Below are 19,219 nucleotides of genomic sequence, written 5' to 3'. Positions count from 1 at the left end.
CATGATTCAATCACATTTATCTTGAAAGTTCAAACACTTCATGCAGGGCATTGACAGCCGCTCTCATGTTTTCTTCGTGCACTAGCACCCAAATGGTCGTATGACTGTCTGCTGATTGTAAAATCGGAATGTTTTGCTCTGATAGAGCCGATACAATTTTAGATGTGACACCTGGTACACCCATGATGCCTGCTCCAACAGCTGATACTTTCGCGCAATTTGTTGTCACAACAGGTGTATAGCCGAGGTCTTTTAGGATCGACGTTGCCTTTTCAGTCATTCCACCTGTCACTGTATACACAATTTCACTCGGTGTAATGTTGAAGAAATCGACACTGATTTGTGCGTTTGCCATTGCTTTGAAGACCTCTGTTTGTACGCTGTATTGCCCTTCTTTCGCCGGGACTTTGATTTGCGTCACATCATTGACATGTGCAATACCCGTAATGAGGCGGTCATACACATCATGACTCATTTTATCTGAGTAGTGTGACGTCACAAGTGTGCCCTCATCATCAGAGTATGTTGAGCGGACCCTCATTGGTACTTTTGCTTGCATGGCAATTTCAACAGCCCTCGGGTGAATAACTTTCGCCCCTTGATATGCGAGGTTGCAAATTTCAGTATATGTCACGACTCTCAGTGGTTTTGCATTTTTTACGATGCGGGGATCTGCTGTCATAACCCCTTCTACATCTGTAAAGATATCGATAAAGTCTGCCTGCAATGCAGCGCCTAAAGCAGCTGCTGACGTATCACTGCCGCCTCGTCCAATCGTTGTCACGTCTCCATTTTTCGCGGCTCCCTGGAACCCAGCGACAACGACAACATCATGCTCAGAAAGTGCCGCTTCAAGACGTTCACACTTCATGTCAATAATTTTCGCATTCGTATGCTCTTGATCTGTCACAAATCCTGCCTGTGCACCTGTCATCGCTACAGCCTTTAGCCCGTTTTCATTCAGCATACTTGAAAACACAACAGCTGAAATATTTTCTCCGCAAGAAACGAGCAGGTCTTTTTCTCTGTTTGTCATGTGCTGCACGCTGCCATAAAGCAATCCAAGCAGCGTATCTGTCGCATAAGGATCGCCTTTTCGTCCCATTGCAGAAACGACTACAACCGATTTATAGCCTTTCTCTTTCGCAGATAAGATATGTGCAAGTGCCCTTTTTCTACCTTGATCATCTTTGACAGATGTACCGCCAAATTTTTGGACAATTATTTTCACTGTTTTCACTCCAAGTTCATTCTGACGTAACAGAAGAGAGCAGGCGAAAGATGCCTAACTCTCTTCTGTTCGTCCTCATCATCCATTGAATGTTAAACTAATTTTAATGCTTTTAAGCTTTCTGCAATTTGAACTGAGTTCCATGCAGCGCCTTTCAGCAGGTTATCAGATACAATCCACAAATGGAACCCGTTTGGACGGTCCAAATCTTTCCGAATGCGGCCGACAAATACGTCATTTTTTCCAACAGCATCTGCAGGCATTGGATAAATTTGCTGAGATGGATCATCTTGCAATGTAATACCTGGTGCATCTTTTAGAATTGACTTGATGTCATCAACCGTTGCGTCATTTGATTCTAGTTCAACGTAAACAGATTCTGAATGTCCCGTTTCAATTGGAAGTCTCACACATGTTGCCGCTACTTCTAGCTCTGGCATATGCATAATTTTTTTCGTTTCGTTGATCATTTTCATTTCTTCAAATGTATAGCCATTGTCTTGGAATTTATCAATTTGCGGAATCGCATTAAATGCAATTTGATAAGGCATGACTTCTGGTGTTACATCTTCTTTATTTAAAATGGCTTGCGTCTGGCTGTATAGTTCGTCAATTGCTTCATGTCCTGCACCTGATACTGCCTGGTATGTGGACACAATGACTTTTTTCATTCCATACGCCTGACGAAGCGGTTCTAATGCCGCCACCATTTGAATAGTTGAACAGTTAGGGTTTGCAATGATCCCTTGATGGTCATGCAAATCTTTTTCGTTTACCTCTGGTACGACAAGAGGGATATTTTCGTCCATACGAAAAGCACTTGTGTTGTCTACAACAATCGCACCTCGTTTGACTGCTTCAGGAGCTAGCGCCTTGGAAACATTTCCTCCAGCACTGAATAGTGCAATGTTGACCCCTTCAAAGCTTTCAGGTGTTGCTTCTTGAACGGTATACTCTTGACCTCTGAATGTCAATTTTGTTCCCGCGGAACGTTTTGAGGATAGTAGAGTAAGTGTATCCATTTCAAAATCTCTGTCAGCTAGTGTTTTTAACATTTGTTGACCGACAGCTCCAGTCGCTCCAACTACAGCTACATGCAATCCTCTTCCCATCAGTAAAACTCCTTCCGACCCATCCATGATTCTTTTCTTTCGGATGGCCATCCTATGACTTTTTACATTTTATTTTACCATAGAAAAGCAAGGCTTGAAGCATCTTTTTTGAATCTTTCATGATTTTCTAGTGAATCTATTAATCGTTTGGTCCAATTAAAATCGGCTGAATTTGTCTATGCTGAAGCGCCTCTTCTACTGTTTGAGAAAGAAGGTCCATATTCGCTACCATAGATGTCGGTTTTTTGAATGGATCATCTTGGCCAAATGGAATAAAGAAAATGTTCTTTGTCGACATCAGCCTCATGAGATTTGTACCATTTAAGCCTAATGCATCGTTTGTCGAGATGCCTAGAACGACGGGACGATGATTTCGAATGGTTGCTTTTGCAGCCATTAAAACAGGACTGTCTGTCATGGCATTTGCGAATTTCGCCATGGAGTTTCCTGTTAAAGGTGCAATGACCATACAATCGAGTGGAAGCTTAGGTCCGAGCGGCTCTGCTTTTACGATAGAGTCAATCGCTTGAAATCCCGTCAGTTTCTCAATCCGCTCAATCCAGTCGGCTCCTTCTCCAAATCTTGTATTCGTGCTTTGCACCGTATACGACACCACAGGACGCACCTCTGCCCCTTCTTTCACAAGTGCTTCAATTTGCGGAAAAACGGCTTCATACGTACAATGGGAACCTGTTAAACCAAAGCCGATTCTTTTCCCTCTTAATGTTGTCATGATTCCATCCCCCTTTTTTCCTCCGCAAGTTCACATAAGAGCCCGGAAAGCACTTTTGCAATGATTTGCCCTGCGGTCTTTGGTGCTACAATCCCTGGAAGACCTGGTGCAAGAAGCGCCTTCACTCCGTGCTTTTGCGCAAAGTCAAAATCTGTTCCGCCTGGGCGGGAGGCGATATCCAAAATGAGTGTCTTCGGTGTCATACTGACGATAACAGATGAATCTAATACTAAGCTCGGAATCGTATTGATGATGATATCAACATCTGTTACTTCTTCTTTTAAACGATCCATTGAAAACGGATCAAGTCCCATTTCAAAGGCTCGAGCTAAATGGGCTGTATCTGCAGCACCTACTTTCACATCCGCACCTAGTGCCCGAAATGTGCGGGCAATTGTGAGCCCTGTTCTCCCAAGCCCGAGGACAGCGACATGTGATCCATGAATCGTATAGTCCGTTTGCTGAATGGCCATCATGATAATCCCTTCAACTGTTGGAATAGAGTTATATATGGCAATATCATCGCGCTCAAACAGCTTCACAAGCTTCCGGTTCACCTGCTTTGCCAGATTGTCTAAGTACGTATTAGAAATACCTGAGTACAAGGTACAATGTGCTGAAGTTCTTTCTAAATATTCTGCTTCCAGCACGACCTGCTCATTTGAGAAAACTGTGGCGACGACGCCTTCATCTGTTGCACCTGATACCGGCAGAATCATACTGTCTACCTGTTCAAATGGAAGTTCTGACATTTTAAGCTTTTCAGCACCGATAAACCCATGATCCAGCTGATCAAATCCGACCAAAAACACTTTGGCATGCTGCTGTGACAGCTTGCGAATGATTTCAAGCTGCCTTGCATCTCCCCCGATCACCGCAACCGTTAAACCGCTCAACATACTGACCGTTCACCTTCTTTATTTAAAAAAGTCTGTAATATTTTCTGAATCTCCCTTTCAGCATATGAGGAGAGGATTCAGCCTGTGAACAAATCGGGAAGAGAAAAGAAAAAGAGCACCCTTTTATGATGGGTGCTCTTTTTCCCCGTACGGCTGCAGTTCTTCAGGCACATCGAGAATGATCATATCTGATCCTATTTTTTGAATGTGATTCCACGGAACGCGGATGTCATTTCCTTGTTTTCGAAAGCCAAACCACTTGACGGAAGGTATGATGAGTGCTGTAATCTGACCGTCCTGTTCATTTATTTCAAGGTCGGTTTGTCCCAGCACGCCAAGCCGCTCCGCTCTTTTGATATCGACGATCTCTTTTCCTGACAGCTCACTTAGCCTCAAAATCGCATCACTTCCCTTCCATATCATATATGCAGCAGACAGGGGGAATAGACCGGATGTATTTAACGGCCAGATGGCAGAGGAAGACGCGCCGACTTGATATAGTGATCATGCCATAGCTCCAAATTGTAGAGCATCCAAACTTTTTGGTCAGCTCCATTTTTGTTTTTCTGATTCGGGTCATTTCTTAAGAATTGTTCTAGCGGCTTTCTTTGAAATAATTCAGTTGCAAAGCTTTGTTCATCAAGAAGCTTCTCTTCGATTTCTCCCATCCTTTTGCTCATCCAATGATACACAGGAACCGGAAAGCCCATTTTTCTTCTATATAATATACGCTTATCCACCGTTTGCTCCATTGTCTTTTTTAACATATATTTCGGAATATCTTGTACCTCGCTTGTTTTAAGACTCGATTGAAAAAATGCTTGCAGCCTGCTAGGTAATCCCTTGTAAGGAAGTTTATATTTAAAAGGCATGTCATTGACAAATTGGATGATTCGATGATCAAGAAACGGAACGCGCGCTTCAAGACCGTGTGACATGGTCATGATATCAAGCCGGTCTAACAGATTCGGCAGATGGATCTGCTGAAATAAATAGAGCAATTTGTTTTCATACGACTGTCCTTCCATTTTTTGAAAGCACTGCGCGATAAACTGATCCATGTGCGAATTGGAAGAATCGAATGAGGCAGCTTGATGATCTAAAAGCTGCCCTTTTTCTCCTGCAGTAAACCACGCATACCTTCTTTTGTAATGATCCATTTCATCTTCAAGGTGGATAAATTGATGCAATTGCTGCTGAAAGGATGGATCAAATAATAATCTTGAAAGCATTGGTGACAGCTTTCGGCTTTTTTGAAGCAGCAAAATTTTCCGCCAATCTGCCGGACTTCTAAACACCCGTCCATACCCTGCAAACAATTCATCTGCTCCTTCACCGCATAAAACAACCGTCACATGCTTTTTTGCTTCCTGTGACATGCGGTAAAAAGCGACTTCATGAGGAATGGAGAGAGGGTGATCTCTACGCTTTACAACTTCAGGCAATAATTGAAAATACTCTTCTTCACTCATTCGATGTGAGTGGAGCTTGACATTGTATTGGTCTGCTGCCAGCTTGGCATAACTTTCTTCAGAAAATCCTTTCTCTTCAAAACTGGTCGAAAAACAATGAATATCATCGTTAGCATACTTGGACATGAAAGCAACAATAGAAGTCGAATCCACCCCGCCGCTCAAAAAAGCTCCAACTGGCACATCTGACATCATCTGTTTTTGTACAGAATCTTGAAGTAATTCAAATAAGGCTTTTTGATAATAGTGTTCTCCTCGATCGACCCCATCCGACGGGAGAGGATATTGCCAATAGGCCTCTTTTGTTATTCCTGTTTCATCCATTTTCAAAAAGACGCCTGGAGGTAATTTATGAATTCCTTGAAAGAAAGTCTGTTCCCCTATGGAATAACGGAATGATAAATAACTGATGACAGCCTCAGGCTGAACGACAGTTTGTATGTCTGGATGCTGAAGAAGTGACTTCATTTCTGACCCAAAAACAAGCCCTCCCCGGCATTCTGAAAAATAAAGCGGCTTAATCCCAGACCGATCTCTAAATAAATAAAATACTTTCTTCTTTCGATCCCATATAGCAGCTGAAAACATTCCATTTAATTGCTCAATAAATGAAATCCCGTATTCTTCATAGCCATGAACCAGTACCTCTGTATCTGTCTGCGTACGAAACGTATGACCTTTATTCCATAGGTCTTCTCTCAATTCTTGAAAATTATAGATCTCTCCATTTAGAATCACAAATATAGAATCGTCTTCATTCGTCATTGGCTGAGGGCCAGAATGAATATCGATAATTGAAAGCCGCGTATGAACCAAACCAACTGATTCGTCTTGATATACACCACTATCATCAGGTCCACGCACAGCAAGTGCGTTTTTCATATTTAGTAAGATGTGATGGTCAAGTGGTGCTTGGTTAAAATGACAATAACCTGCAATGCCGCACATAGACACGTCTCCCTTCCATCAATTGTCTGACTGCTGGATCGTCATTGCGAAAATATGCATAAAAGGATTATCTTGAAAGCGAATTTCATCAAAAACTACCTTGTATGATAAGGAGAGCGAATTAAGCCATAGCCTTGATGTCAAATGATGATTGATGCCTGCTACCGTATGAATATAATCAAATGCATATGCAACGCGATCATTAAATGCAGGTTCTTGTTCAATGACATCGGTTAAGGAAAGCCGAGATTCATAAACAACATTCCCCTCTCGTAAAAATGAAATATTTTCGTATAGATTGCCATTAGAAGAACAGCCAATAACATGTAGCGCTTCTGCTTCCAATAGCGGAAGGTGAATAGATTGACCCTCTAATTCAATATTGTCTCCTTGATCTTTATAAATGAATTGAAAAGGGATTCCTTCGACAAGATGATGTTGCAGGTTCATGACTAACTCAGCCGGTAAAGAAGCTCCGCCAATGGTTAACTGGCCTTTGTCATATTCATTTTGATGCGTGATGCCTCTGTTATTCACATAATCATCAAGAGAGATGGTTTGATAGGTCTTCATTTTGAATCACCTCTTTTAGTTGTGAGAGCAGGCCTGTCTCAATGTCTAATGTTTTCTGAAAGCGATTTGACGTCCGTTCAATCATGCTGCGGGGATTCTTACTGAGACCTACTCTAGCCGTAAAATTTGCGAGAACTGTCCAGCTTTGATATGCATCTTCAAAAGCTTGGATGAGAGGCTGTAAATGCCCATTTTCATAAGAGGATAAGAATGTCACCATATGTTTTCTCGAGTTGGCGACATCCTTTAATCCTTCAAAATAAACATTGTCTAATAAGTTTCCGTTTTCGTTGTCTTTGATACTATCAATATAATCTCTTTCAATGATTGAAATAGCCTTCAAGCCTGTGACGACCCCGGGCAATTCAAAATGTGGCGGTGCTCCTTCTAAAATGGCAACATGCTCTTTTAAAATCGTCAGCACATCTGGTTGTTGCTGACGATCTACATATTTAATCCATTTATATCGATTTTCAGTTCGAGGCGTATGATCATATATAGAGCGGGCAGCTTTCATCAAATGGTCTTTACTTAAGGTGCCATGATATGAATATGCATGATCACTAACTACCACATGATCACCTTTTACCTCAAGTACTTCCAATGTGTGATACCCATGTTCCCTTTCATAAAATGGACAGTATGGTAATTCAAAAATATCCAGTGAAACAGACACTGTCCCATTGCTCGGATGCTGTTTGAACACCCTGTTGATATAGAGGTCTAATTCCTCTTCAGTGTAAAAAATTTCTTCTAAATGGATTCCATTATGTTGTAGAATATCCTCACGAAAATGCTTAAAGGAACCCATTAAAATAAACCCTTGGTCTTGAGATCTATAAACAATGCCAGCTTGCCTCCAAATCCTGTCGATTTTAATCCCTTTTCTAAGAAGCATGGCAGCAATCGTTAATTGAGAGCAGTTCAAATAATTGTTTCGAAAGATGGGCGTTGTAATCGTCAAATAAGTCTCCTCCCTTTTTTCTTGCCATCATACCCAGCGATTTTTTAATGGGATAATGCCAAGCTCTTTTTTCGCAATCACTTCTTTTAATAAGTCTTCAGACGGTGGATGGAATTTTGCCGCTTTGACATCTCGGCTAAGACGTTCCAAAAAAGATCCTTGTTGTAATGAAGAAAAACCCTCTACTTGAGAGGCCAGCTGCACGATCTCTTCTGCAGCCTGCGTCACAAAATGTTTTGTAATAAGCGTCTTCGTATACAACTCACTTGTGTAATGATTTTGTGCCTTTTCATTATCTGCTTGCTGGGCACAGGCCATGAGCTGAGAGTGTGCAACATCTAGCTTCATTTTCATATCAGCTATACGAAATTGTTGACCCGGTAAAAAAGCCGTTTTCTTTTTGGAGATTCGATCATTTTTTTGATAAGTCATATCGAGGGCGTGTTCATATGCTGCTTTTGCAATGCCGTAATAAACTGCTGTAACAGCTAAACGAAACCAATAGATCAAATTTTCAGTATCTTCTATTGCGTATCCTTCCCGCCCGATGAGATGATCATCGGGTATAAATACTTGATCAAAATGAATGTGATGACTCATAGATGCTCTCATTCCAGAATAATTCCACGACTCCTCAATTGCAGCACCTTCACTCGGTAACGTCATTAAGAGTGCAGTCATTCCATATTGAGATGTGCATGATGACGGGGCATACTCACAATAAATTGGTAAATACTTAATGCGCGGTGCACCTGTCACTGTAAACTTTGTCCCACTTACAAGATATCCGCCATCTGTTTTTTCAGCTGTAATGGTGGGGATTCCGTCCATTTGCTTTCGCTGATAAATAAAAATTACATTCGGATCACTAACAGAAGCGATTAACTCTCCTGAACGCCGGATATCATCAAAAACCGAGGACTGCTGCTCACTTGAAAGCACTTCAGAAAAGGCGCCAAGTGAATAGTAATGCATCGCCATAATTAAACCTGTCGATGCACAGCCTTTAGCTATTTGTGACAAGAGGGTCACCGTTTCTTCAAAACCATATCCAAGGCCTCCATCTTCTTTCGGCATATTGGCGACATGTAATCCACATTCAATTAGTTCGTCAACATTTTGATGCGGGAATTGACATTCGGCATCAAGCTGCCTGGCTCTTTCAGAAAAATGGAGAACGAGACGATCAATCGTTTCTTGACGAAGCTCAGTCAGTTTCACATTCAACCCTCCTTTGTTTAAAAAGCGGCATGTTCTGTTTTAATAAGAGATCTTCCGGGTCGCCTCTATCTCGAATAATATAATCGTCTCCTTCAAATAAAAGCAGCTCTAGCGGAGAAGAATGGCCTAAAAATAAGGTAGGGCTGTAGCAAAGACCATATGCGCCTGATTTCTCTATACAAAGTAGATCACCTGGTTCACCTTGCGGGAGTTCCACCTGCCTGCCAATTAAGTCTTCTGGGGTGCAAAGTGGACCAACAATCGTTTGTTTCACTACAGCAGCGGGTTTATTGGAATGTTTGATGAGCCGCATTGGATAATTATTGCGCAGCAGCCTGCCTCTAAATGTCATCGCTTGATGATGATGCATTCCGCCATCTGCAATTAAAAATGGTTCCCCTTTTGAATTTTTCACATATTGGATGGATGTTAAGTAAACACCACATTCTGCTAAAAGGAAACGCCCCATTTCGATCATAAACCTCGGAAACGCCAGCTCAGATTCATACGCTCTAATCAATTCTGCTACTTTTTGAAATAGCCTTTCAGCATTGAGGGGTGTTTCATGCTGAAAATATGGAACCCCAAATCCTCCGCCTAAATCAACCATTTCGCATGTCAATCCATAGTCATTCTTTATTCGAACAGCTGTGTTGAGAGTATATTCAAACGATGATAACAGCGACGTTTCATCAAGAACTTGAGTGCCCAAATAAATATGAATCCCTTTAAACAAAAGAGTGTCTTCATACGCCTGAAAAAGATCAAATACATCGCCAAGTTTCGATTCATCTATCCCAAATGGACTTGGAACACCGCCCATTTTTATTTTTGCTCGTGACTCAATTGATTCAGGATTGATACGAATGCCTGCTGCTACTTGCTTGCCTTGATGTTTTGCAGACTCAGCGATATAAATCAGTTCTTCCTTTGATTCTGCGATAATGCAGTATATTTGGTGTTCAATGGCTGTATCTATTTCTTCTTTCCGCTTACCAGGTCCAGAAAAAATGATGTGCTGCGGAGAATATCCTGCTTTTACAGCCATTAAAAGCTCGCCTACAGAAGCCACTTCTATCCCCGCTCCAAAAGACCGTAACAAGGATGCAATCGAAAGATTTCCATTGGACTTAAATGAAAAGAACACCTCTGCTGATTGATGGAGCCATGATGTAATGCGATCATAATGATCTTTCAATTCATCTCCATCGTATACATACATCGGCGTCCCATAACGATTCGCTTTCTCCAAGAGTGACGTGTCATTTTTCGGCAAATCCCCTCCTCCTTTCTTAAGAAAATTCCATTTCATCAAAAATTGTCAGCATCTTGTCCTGCTTCTCCTTTTTCATATGATAAAACAATATGAACAATCGATAGTGCCACATATCGTCAGCTCTCTTCTTACCAAATGTATAAATAAAAAACCCACCATCTTCTCCTGGGTTGAGTGCTTTAGTGATGGCCTTTAAAATATCTTCAAATGGCAAATCAGCGCTGCATGAGAATCTTTTCAAGCGGCTCTCGATATATTCGTACGTTGAAAAAAAACGGCAAATGATCGGGAGTAAATAAGTAACCTGCGTGAAACGAGCATTTATTTCAATAATCGGTATGAGCTGTTCATCTTCATCAATAATCGAATCGACTCCAACCACACCTCTATATCCTTCTTCATAGAGAAGCTCTATAATTCGATGCATGCTTTCTTCGTATTCACGTTTTTTGTCCATTTCATAAACAGGAGCAAAATCGGTCCCTAAATAGATGCCGTCTTCATTGATTTTCTGCTCTGTAATTGAAAGTAAGTGTGACTCTTTATCTTGAATAAGCAGTTGGGCATTTAATGATCTTTTAATCGGATGCCATCCCTCTAATATCAGGTCTGTTTGAATTTTTCTTCTTTCAATAAAGGTCAAAAGCTGCATGAAATCTCGTTCATTTTTTAAAATACGAAGCCCCTTCCCAGATGATCCATAAGGTATTTTGAGAACCATTTTTGAGAAGTTCTTCTCCCTTAATTCTTCATACGTCCGTTTTAACTCGTCTGCATTTTGACAAATAGCACCGCAAGTGACTTTAAATTGATGCTTTTCCGCCCATCTTCTAGTGAAAACTTTATGATTGAACCGCTTAACGAGTTTTGGATTTGATCCATATATCCTTCTATTTTCAATAAATGCTTCTTGTTCAAGGGACTCATCAAAAAGATAGGGGACAATGAAGCCCTTAAGTTTAAACGCATCTTCTTTTTGAGTGATCTGTGGCAGCTGGACACCTCTTTTTTTCAAATAGGCTAAAAAAGCCGCTTCAGGCTGATGGTGAAAGATGACATGATGATCCTTAGATGCAATCAAAAGCAGTTGTTGTTCTTGCTGAAGTACCAGTTCATTTTGAACATGGTCTGTCATCACAGGTAAAGCCCTTGTTTGATCCCAGCTTTGTTCTTGATTCATATTCCCAAACCATATCACGTCGTTTCTTCCCTCAAAATCAAATAGCGTTGCCGGATCTTTCATCACACTACTCCTTATGAACAGAATGCTTTTTAATATCTAAAGACCGATTAATATGAAAGAAGCGTTTACGAATCGGCTGATCCCAAGTATGAATGACATCATTTGCATCAAGCACTTCCGATAAATAAGTAAGCGATTCGGGTTGAAGTGCATCCATTATGATATCCGAAATGGTATGCGGGAAGACTTCATTCACATAATGAAAAGCGAAATAGACCATCTTTTCAAATCCATATGTTTTCGTTCGATTGACAAATAGATCTACATCAACAAGGTCTTCCCTCATAAACATCCCATATATATCAAGCAGTTTATAAAGAAGTAAGTCTTTCATTGATTCGACTTCATTTAAATAAATGGCCTCTTTGTAAAAATGAATACATAAGAAAAGCAGCATATCCTCTTCTTTTAATGACCATACAAGGTGTTGATCAACAGATGTCTGAATTCGTCTAGACAGCATCTCTTGGACAATTGAATCCGTCCGGTTTCCTGTCATGAGGTCTACAGAAAACTGAACATCAATTTTATGACAATCAATAAAACGGCATTCTGGAGAAGGTTTCATATAGGTGTAGGTTTGATGTGAGTTCATGATGAGGTAAAGAATTTCGCTACGTTTGGCAGGTGTGACAGCCTCGGTTTCATAGTTCCAAGAACCTTGAATATAACCTAAGTCTTTTAATATATGTCCAGTTTCTTGCAGCTGATCTTGTGAGATAAAGAGATCGTTGTCTCCAAATAACCTAAGTCCTACATCTCCATACGCCCACTGGCCAATCACACTTCCTTTTACAATGGCATATTCAATTCCCTTTTGATCAAGTGCTTGAAATAATCGATCGTTTAACGTGATATTGTCTCGTGCTGTTTCTAACTGACCCTTGTACATAATCTCTAAAGACTTTAAAAAATAAGTCGCTTTAAAATCTTTTCTTAAATGAATGGCATATTGTTTAATATTCTTCCATGCAATACCTGCTGTCCGGTGAACATGTAACATTCCGAGAATGACATTCCAGTCTTGCTGCTGATACAGAAGCTTCTGCATCTCCTTAATCTGGTTGTCTTTTAAAAAAGGAGTCGATAAGATGAGGGCTGTGTGCTCTTCTTGAGTGAGATTACTTTGCAGCATAGCTACCCTCCTTTAAATGAAGCATTTCTTCAGGCCAATTCTTTCGATTTCGACCGTACGTTTGTAAAAATACTTGAACCCATCGATCGATACCAAATGCGGCGCAACCCGAATAAAGCGGCAGACCATTTTCTCCTTTGATCTGGAACCTGTCACAAAGCATCTCTCCACAATCATTAAAAGAAGCGATCGATACGTCTTTCTTTTCTGTAACAGCTACCAATTCATATTTGCTGTTAGCCATTAATTGATAATTCGCTTTATCCATATCATCATAAAAGAAAAAGGGATCATTTGCTGTCGTCACCTTTCCACTAAGGCCAAGCTGATGAAAGCATTGCCATGTGTTTTCAAGGAGTGTTTTTCTTGTTTCATTGATATATTCGCTGTCACCAATAAACACAATTTCACGCATACTAAATTCTAGTTTCCTTAGTGGATCAACTTTCCAAGAAATTTCATGTCTAAAGCATTGACCCGCAGCTGTCATGATCTGATAGTCTGCATACGTCTTCCCTTCCCATTCCTCGTAACAGTGATAACAAATACACGGTTGTAAAAAACGGCCTGCCTGCTGAAAGTGTTCAGAAAGAAAACCATGATGCTTCTCTCGAATATCATCAATAATTTGATAATCATGCGGTATTTCAAAAACAGAATAAATATTTTGCGGAAAATTCGTATGATATTTACATTTCTCCATTAACTCTTTACTGATCGTAGAAGGATATCGTCTTTGTTTGGCTCCTAGTGAAGCCCCCATATTTAAAAACAATTGGTCAAAGTAGTGGGAGAGTTCCATTTCAATTTCATCATAAAAGGTTCGCATTTGGTCATCCCCGCTTAATTTGGAATGAACAGGCTCACTGGTTAAATGAATATTTGATTTCATTTCTTTTTCACGAAACCTGCGCAATTGAGCCGCGTTCGACGATAACTTCAAAAACGCCGTTGAGATTGCATCCGCATCTCCCTTTTGATCTACTGTTACTTCAATGACAGACTCCTCTTCACGAAGGGCAACATGCAGAATGTGGGCAGATAGAAATGAAACTCTTTCCATAAAATCCGGTATCATTGTTTCTTTTAGTGTGTCTGGTAAAGGCAGCTTAAGGGTCCTCAACTAAATACCTCCCTTTTCATTGATTACGTGTGGTGCTTCAGGCGTTTGTAAAGCTTTAAGAAGATAGTTATAAATAGGCTCTTTTAAATGAACATCACATAACTCAATCGCTGACGGATGACTATCTTGAACTGCCACCCCCCACTTGGCCTTCTTCAGCAGAAGCCTGTCATTATGACCATTTCCAAAAGCCATCACGCGGCCTAAATCACTTTCCCCAAAACAGTCTAATAAATGGTGCCCCAGCATATCTGCCTTACAAATTCCTTTCGGAGAAATCACTTGAGCATTTAAAAACTGGGCATCTGCTACCTCACAATAGCAATCTCTTAATTGATGTGCGATATCTATTGTTTCTTTTGGTAAAATAAATAATTTCGTCACACGGTCAAAGTGGAATTCTTTCTTGTGACCAACCTCTATTTTTTCTCGTGGAAATGTGTAAAGCATGCAGTATTTCAACTTAGCGCTTTTACTTGACGCCACGTGCTTCCCATTTGATTCCATGACAAATTCAGCTTTTCTATCAAATAATGAGATGATTTGTTTGCATAAAGCGGAATCTAGATATTGTTTGACGTCAAATGTTTTCTTTTGATGATGGCAAACGACATTTCCATCATTCAGTAGAACATCGTGGTGAAACAAATGAAGTAGAGAAGGATCTAAGTTCAGAGAAAAGAAAGAATCATAGGTTCTACCTGTCACGATCATTGGAATAATGCCTCTTTGGCGCAGTATGTTCACTGCGCCATGGACATCACCAATGAGTTGACCTCGATCGTCAATTAATGTTCCATCCAAGTCAAAAGCGGCAAATTTTATCTCACGAAGGTTAAGTTCCGCTTCCACTTATTACACCTTTTTCAGCTCAGCATTTGCTACATAATCATTGAACAAACGCAATGATTCTGAATCTACTTGTCCAATTGGAGGACTTTTAAATAAGAATGGGCAGACGTCATGAATGACACCACTGTGATTCAAGTCTTTAGCTGCTTTTGCTACACGCATCGCATTCGCAATAACACCAGCTGAATTTGGACTATCTTCTACTTGTAAGCGGATTTCAAGTGAAATCTCAGAATCTAAAACAGAATTTCCTTCTAAACGAAGAAAGCAGACTTTATGATCACCTAGATAGCTGACATATCCATTTGGACCTGCTGCGACTTCACTGGCATCAATACCAGATGCAAATAATGCTTTTCTCTTCGATTTTTGCTTACTCGTTGATCTCATTGGATTGGCAAGGTTTAAAAAGTCTGTGTTGCCTCCGACATTCAATTGGTACGTATTGGTGATATCAATGCCGCGGGATTTCAATAGTTCAATCAACGCTGTATGCAGTGTCGTTGCACCTAAATGACTTCTTAAATCGTCTCCAAGAAGCGGGGTACCTGAGTCTTCAAACATTTTGACAAATTCAGGGTCATTTGCCACTGGCTCTGGTGTTGCATTAATAAAGGCGGTATGAGCGTGTGCACATGCCTCTGCGTATACTCGAACAGCTTCGAACGAGCCTGTCGGTAAGAAGCAGACAAGTACATCTGCCTGTACGTCCTTCAGTCTTTGCGTCACGTCATGTGTGTTGATTTTCAGGGAATCTTCATGCGGTTGAATACAGTTGGACAAATCTCCTTCAAGCCCATCACATAAAGGGCCTGCTTCAACTGACACTTGGAAAAAAGGAACTTCTATATGTTTAATGGCAGCCGTTGGTTTAGTAAGTATCGCCTCTGATAAATCTTTTCCTACTTTATTTTGATCCACTTCAAAAGCTGCAACAAATTCCACGTCAGATAATTGATAGCCTCCAATGACTTCATGCATAACACCAGAGGGCGTATCCATTTTTTCCTTTGCCATTTCTACAAATTGAACGATACTTGATGCACATGAACCTACTCCAGCAATTGCTACACGAACTTTTGTCATTTTCATAACCCCTTTTTTATAAATTTATAGAGCCAATTTGCGCTTTTGACGAGATTGAAAAATGCACCATTCTTGATACCCCAGTTCCTTCAACGTATGTTTCACTTCCAGCCAATCATCTGCCACGCGGGCTGGCTCATGTGCGTCAGAGCCAAACGTGACATCAATGCCATAAAACTTGGCGCGTTCTAATAGATCAATTGATGGATACCATCCTCCGCAGTCTTTTGTTTTACCAGATGTATTGACTTCAATGACAGAACCACTCTCCGCAATCGCTTTCAGTGCATCATCGACAGCTTCTGTTTTGATATGAGCAATCTCTGGGTAAAATCCTTTTAAGGCGTCAATATGACCTAAAATATCAAACATACGACTCTCTGCGGACATTTGAATCAGCTGGTAATACGCTTCTTTTTCGATCATGGCTTGCTGCTCTGTGATACGTTCCCAGCGCTTTCGGTTAAATAGGTCATATCCATTACTGACATGGACTGAGCCGATGATATAATCAAATGGATAATGTCGATACACGTCTCGGTAGAGGGCCTCGTGTTCTGGAAAATAGTCAGATTCAACGCCTAACAGCACATGAATTTTCCCGTCATATTCCTTCTTCAATTGCAGGACTTCCTCTACATATGAATGAAATTCACTTTTAGCCATTGCCACCCAGGGTTTAAAGTGATCGACCTCTTCACCAAAAAACGGGGAATGATCTGATATTCCAATAAACTCCAGACCTAATTTGACAGCCTCATCGATATATTCTCTGATCTTTCCCTTCGCATGACCGCAGCGTTGGTGATGTGTGTGCAGATCAAATTTCATGAGATTTTTGCTCCTCTACATGGCAGTATAGCCGCCGTCAACCATTAAATTTTCTCCTGTAATAAAGCTCGCTTCATCTGAAAGAAGGAAGATGACAGCCGATGCGATCTCCTCTGGATCAGCTGTTCGTTTCAGCATGTGCATTCCTCCAATATCAGGGTGCTGATTCGCTTGTTCTCTTGTCAGACCAAGTTCTTCTAAATGAAACCGTTCGTTATTTTTATTCCATACCGTACCTGGATTGACTGCATTTACACGAATACCTGCATCAGCTAAATCCATTGCCATACATCTCGTCATATTCACAACGGCTGCTTTCGTTGCGTTATATGTTAAATATTTCGGCTGGGCAATGTGACCTGAGATTGATGCAATATTGACAATGGAGCCTTTTCCTGTCTTCTCCATATGCGGTGCAGTATGTTTGACGCAAAGAGCTTGTCCCATAATATTCAAATCCATGATGCGCCGCCATTCTTCAACGGTTGCTTCAAGGCCTCGCATAATAAAAACCGCTGCACAATTAACCAGCATGTCAATCCGCCTAAAATGATTGGCTGTTTTTTCTACCATTGAAATGATTGCTGCTTCCTCTGCAATATCAGCCTCTATAAACAAAACCTCATATCCTTTTGCTTTGAGCAGTCTTTCTGCTTCTTTCCCGTATTCCACATGGTGATCAGCAATCACGACTTGTGCGCCTTCTTGTGCTGCTCGTTCTGCGACCGCAAATCCAATTCCTTGTGCTCCGCCTGTGACAATGACTGTCTTTTCTTTCATACCTCGCATGTAGTTGCCTCCTCTACCACTGAAGTCTATTTCCATCTCTCAATAATTCTCCTGTTGGTCCATCTCGAGGTAGCTTCGCTGCCCAGACAATCCCTGATGCACCTTCCTGCACAGTTTTAACAGCCTCTGATGACCCCATGTCCGTTTGCACCCAGCCCGGGCATACAGCATTCGCAAGGATAGAATAGGGCGCTCCCTCTAAAGCTGTGACCTTTGTGAGAACGTGCAAAGCAACTTTTGACATCCGATAATATGGGCCGCTTTTTCCGTCACGCCTGACATCATCTGAAGCGTGGATGGCAGAGAGCCTTCCCATACCACTAGACACATTGACGATACGTCCATACCTAGCCTCTTTCATGTAAGGAAAAACGGCCTTCGTCATTCTGACTGCACCATATAGATTGACATCCATCGTTTCTTGGAGTGTCGATACAGAAAGGTCTAGAAAAGATGGAAATGTGTCATCCCTCCTATTGTCATGAAAGACACCAGCATTATTAATCAAGACGTCCACTCTTCCGTACGATTCCTTAATAAATGCCGACAATCGATCAACCGTTTCTGCATTTGTGACATCCAGTTGAAACGGAACAACCTGCTCATTCATTTCAGAAGCAGCTAATTGGGCGCTTTCAAGCTGCCGAGCTGTTAAAATCACAATCATGCCATCTTGAGCAAGCTGTCTGCACACTTCTTTTCCTATGCCTCTATTTCCACCTGTGACAACAGCCACTTTCATATCCTCATCTCCTTTTGGAGATACCAATTTTCCATCAGCTGGTGCGATGCAGATTGTAGTGCTTGAAAAGACCAATCAATATACCAGTTAAGGAAGTGAGGCGTATGCTTTTGCAGGAGCGTTAAATATCGGCCTGTTGGAATATATAACAGTCTGATAAAAGCAGATATAGAGCGCCATTCATTTTCCGATAAATCTTCGGCATAGGTCTTTAAAAATTGAATTGTTTTAAAAATATCTAGTTGAAACGTCCCACGCTTGATTCTCGTTAACAAAAAAGCGGATATGGCTGCATCATATATTCGCGGTCTATAACCTGCTGTATCGAAATCAAGAACCATGGCGAGCTTCTTGTTACGGATCAGCAGGTTGCCAGAATGAAAGTCACCATGTGTGACAGCATGAGGTAACGTCTCATAAATACTTGGATTTAGCATCACGAGGACATTCATTAGCTCCCGCTCATAGACTTTGAGTAAAGCAGCAGCCTTTTTCGAAGAAACCATCTTTTTAAGTGCACAAGCCGTCTCGTTCAGCGTGTCATCAGGATACGTAATCCAGTTTTTCAGTTCACAATTTGGATTCACAGGACCTTTCGGCAAATTTTTCAATGAATGAAGCTTTTTTAACACCTGAATGGCTTCTTGTTCATCTGAACGATTTCCCATTTCATATGGTCTTCCTTCAAAATATGGCCGTAGCTGCCAGTAGCTCTCTTTGTATAAAATGGTTTTATGCTGGTTCTTTGCCTCAATCATAGGTTGAATCGGAAACCCATGGTCAAGCAACGCATCTGTTAAATCCTCTAAATAATGAAGCCATTCAGCATCATGATTCCTGACACATTTTTTTAATACAAATCGGTTTTTAGTGTATTCTACAAGCCATCCTGCATTAGGACTTCTTCCATTTAAAGGTGTTACACGGTGAGGCTGTTCCGAAAACCAACATTTCAGGACATTGTAAACAACATCTAAATTCGTCATGTC

The 19,219-nt window shown here is 41.0% G+C and carries 19 protein-coding genes; all 19 read right to left on the bottom strand.

Features of this window, described 5'->3' with window-relative positions:
* Positions 1-16: 16 nt before the first annotated feature.
* Entirely contained in the window at positions 17-1,231 is a 1,215-nt protein-coding gene (gene dapG, locus ACYH0L_RS08180; RefSeq protein ID WP_099725796.1) for an aspartate kinase, read from the bottom strand.
* A gap of 92 nt (positions 1,232-1,323) precedes the next feature.
* The gene (gene asd, locus ACYH0L_RS08175; protein ID WP_099725797.1) at positions 1,324-2,343 is read right to left on the bottom strand and encodes an aspartate-semialdehyde dehydrogenase; all 1,020 of its coding nucleotides are present in this window, start codon (positions 2,341-2,343) and stop codon (positions 1,324-1,326) included.
* Between the two features lie 139 nt (positions 2,344-2,482).
* Positions 2,483-3,076: a dipicolinate synthase subunit B gene (gene dpaB, locus ACYH0L_RS08170; RefSeq protein WP_099725798.1), complete on the bottom strand. Its 594-nt coding sequence runs from the start codon at positions 3,074-3,076 to the stop codon at positions 2,483-2,485.
* The gene (dpaA, locus tag ACYH0L_RS08165; RefSeq protein ID WP_099725799.1) at positions 3,073-3,975 is read right to left on the bottom strand and encodes a dipicolinic acid synthetase subunit A; all 903 of its coding nucleotides are present in this window, start codon (positions 3,973-3,975) and stop codon (positions 3,073-3,075) included. Before dpaA ends, dpaB begins: the two co-directional genes overlap by 4 nt.
* 123 nt (positions 3,976-4,098) lie before the next feature.
* Entirely contained in the window at positions 4,099-4,371 is a 273-nt protein-coding gene (locus ACYH0L_RS08160) for a YlmC/YmxH family sporulation protein (protein ID WP_099725800.1), read from the bottom strand.
* A gap of 62 nt (positions 4,372-4,433) precedes the next feature.
* Positions 4,434-6,395, bottom strand: coding sequence for an asparagine synthase (glutamine-hydrolyzing) (gene asnB / locus ACYH0L_RS08155; protein WP_327925262.1), 1,962 nt, complete (start codon positions 6,393-6,395; stop codon positions 4,434-4,436).
* 18 nt (positions 6,396-6,413) lie between these two features.
* Entirely contained in the window at positions 6,414-6,968 is a 555-nt protein-coding gene (locus tag ACYH0L_RS08150) for a hypothetical protein (RefSeq protein ID WP_327925263.1), read from the bottom strand.
* Positions 6,940-7,932, bottom strand: coding sequence for a hypothetical protein (locus ACYH0L_RS08145; protein WP_230030171.1), 993 nt, complete (start codon positions 7,930-7,932; stop codon positions 6,940-6,942). Before ACYH0L_RS08145 ends, ACYH0L_RS08150 begins: the two co-directional genes overlap by 29 nt.
* Before the next feature lie 27 nt (positions 7,933-7,959).
* Complete coding sequence (locus tag ACYH0L_RS08140) at positions 7,960-9,153, bottom strand: acyl-CoA dehydrogenase family protein (RefSeq protein ID WP_180275449.1); 1,194 nt, start codon at positions 9,151-9,153, stop codon at positions 7,960-7,962.
* The gene (locus ACYH0L_RS08135; RefSeq protein WP_180275450.1) at positions 9,140-10,429 is read right to left on the bottom strand and encodes a type III PLP-dependent enzyme domain-containing protein; all 1,290 of its coding nucleotides are present in this window, start codon (positions 10,427-10,429) and stop codon (positions 9,140-9,142) included. The genes ACYH0L_RS08140 and ACYH0L_RS08135 overlap by 14 nt, the downstream gene beginning before the upstream one ends.
* Positions 10,430-10,445: 16 nt before the next feature.
* Entirely contained in the window at positions 10,446-11,672 is a 1,227-nt protein-coding gene (locus tag ACYH0L_RS08130) for an ATP-grasp domain-containing protein (RefSeq protein WP_099725806.1), read from the bottom strand.
* 4 nt (positions 11,673-11,676) lie between these two features.
* Positions 11,677-12,807, bottom strand: a complete 1,131-nt coding sequence (locus ACYH0L_RS08125) for a nucleotidyltransferase family protein (RefSeq protein WP_099725807.1) — start codon at positions 12,805-12,807, stop codon at positions 11,677-11,679.
* Positions 12,794-13,930, bottom strand: coding sequence for an aminoacyl--tRNA ligase-related protein (locus ACYH0L_RS08120; RefSeq protein ID WP_099725808.1), 1,137 nt, complete (start codon positions 13,928-13,930; stop codon positions 12,794-12,796). The genes ACYH0L_RS08125 and ACYH0L_RS08120 overlap by 14 nt, the downstream gene beginning before the upstream one ends.
* On the bottom strand, positions 13,931-14,782 hold the full coding sequence (locus ACYH0L_RS08115; RefSeq protein WP_099725809.1) for an HAD hydrolase family protein: 852 nt from the start codon (positions 14,780-14,782) through the stop codon (positions 13,931-13,933).
* Positions 14,783-14,785: 3 nt separating this feature from the next.
* Positions 14,786-15,868 carry an inositol-3-phosphate synthase gene (locus ACYH0L_RS08110; protein ID WP_257213594.1) on the bottom strand — a complete coding sequence of 361 codons (1,083 nt, stop codon included), beginning with the start codon at positions 15,866-15,868 and terminating at the stop codon, positions 14,786-14,788.
* A 24-nt stretch (positions 15,869-15,892) separates the two neighbouring features.
* A complete protein-coding gene (locus ACYH0L_RS08105) occupies positions 15,893-16,699 on the bottom strand; it encodes a histidinol-phosphatase (RefSeq protein WP_099725811.1) in 807 nt (268 codons plus the stop codon).
* 15 nt (positions 16,700-16,714) lie between these two features.
* Entirely contained in the window at positions 16,715-17,488 is a 774-nt protein-coding gene (locus ACYH0L_RS08100) for an SDR family NAD(P)-dependent oxidoreductase (protein ID WP_099725812.1), read from the bottom strand.
* Positions 17,489-17,501: 13 nt separating this feature from the next.
* Complete coding sequence (locus ACYH0L_RS08095; protein WP_099725813.1) at positions 17,502-18,230, bottom strand: SDR family NAD(P)-dependent oxidoreductase; 729 nt, start codon at positions 18,228-18,230, stop codon at positions 17,502-17,504.
* Positions 18,227-19,216 (bottom strand): phosphotransferase enzyme family protein, encoded by a 990-nt coding sequence (locus tag ACYH0L_RS08090; protein WP_099725814.1) that lies wholly within the window; start codon positions 19,214-19,216, stop codon positions 18,227-18,229. Before ACYH0L_RS08090 ends, ACYH0L_RS08095 begins: the two co-directional genes overlap by 4 nt.
* Positions 19,217-19,219: the final 3 nt, after the last annotated feature.

Source organism: Bacillus sp. MC1252, from assembly GCF_056838025.1.
The sequence above is the reverse complement of the archived record's forward strand: the minus strand, read 5'-3'. Positions and strand labels throughout refer to the sequence as shown.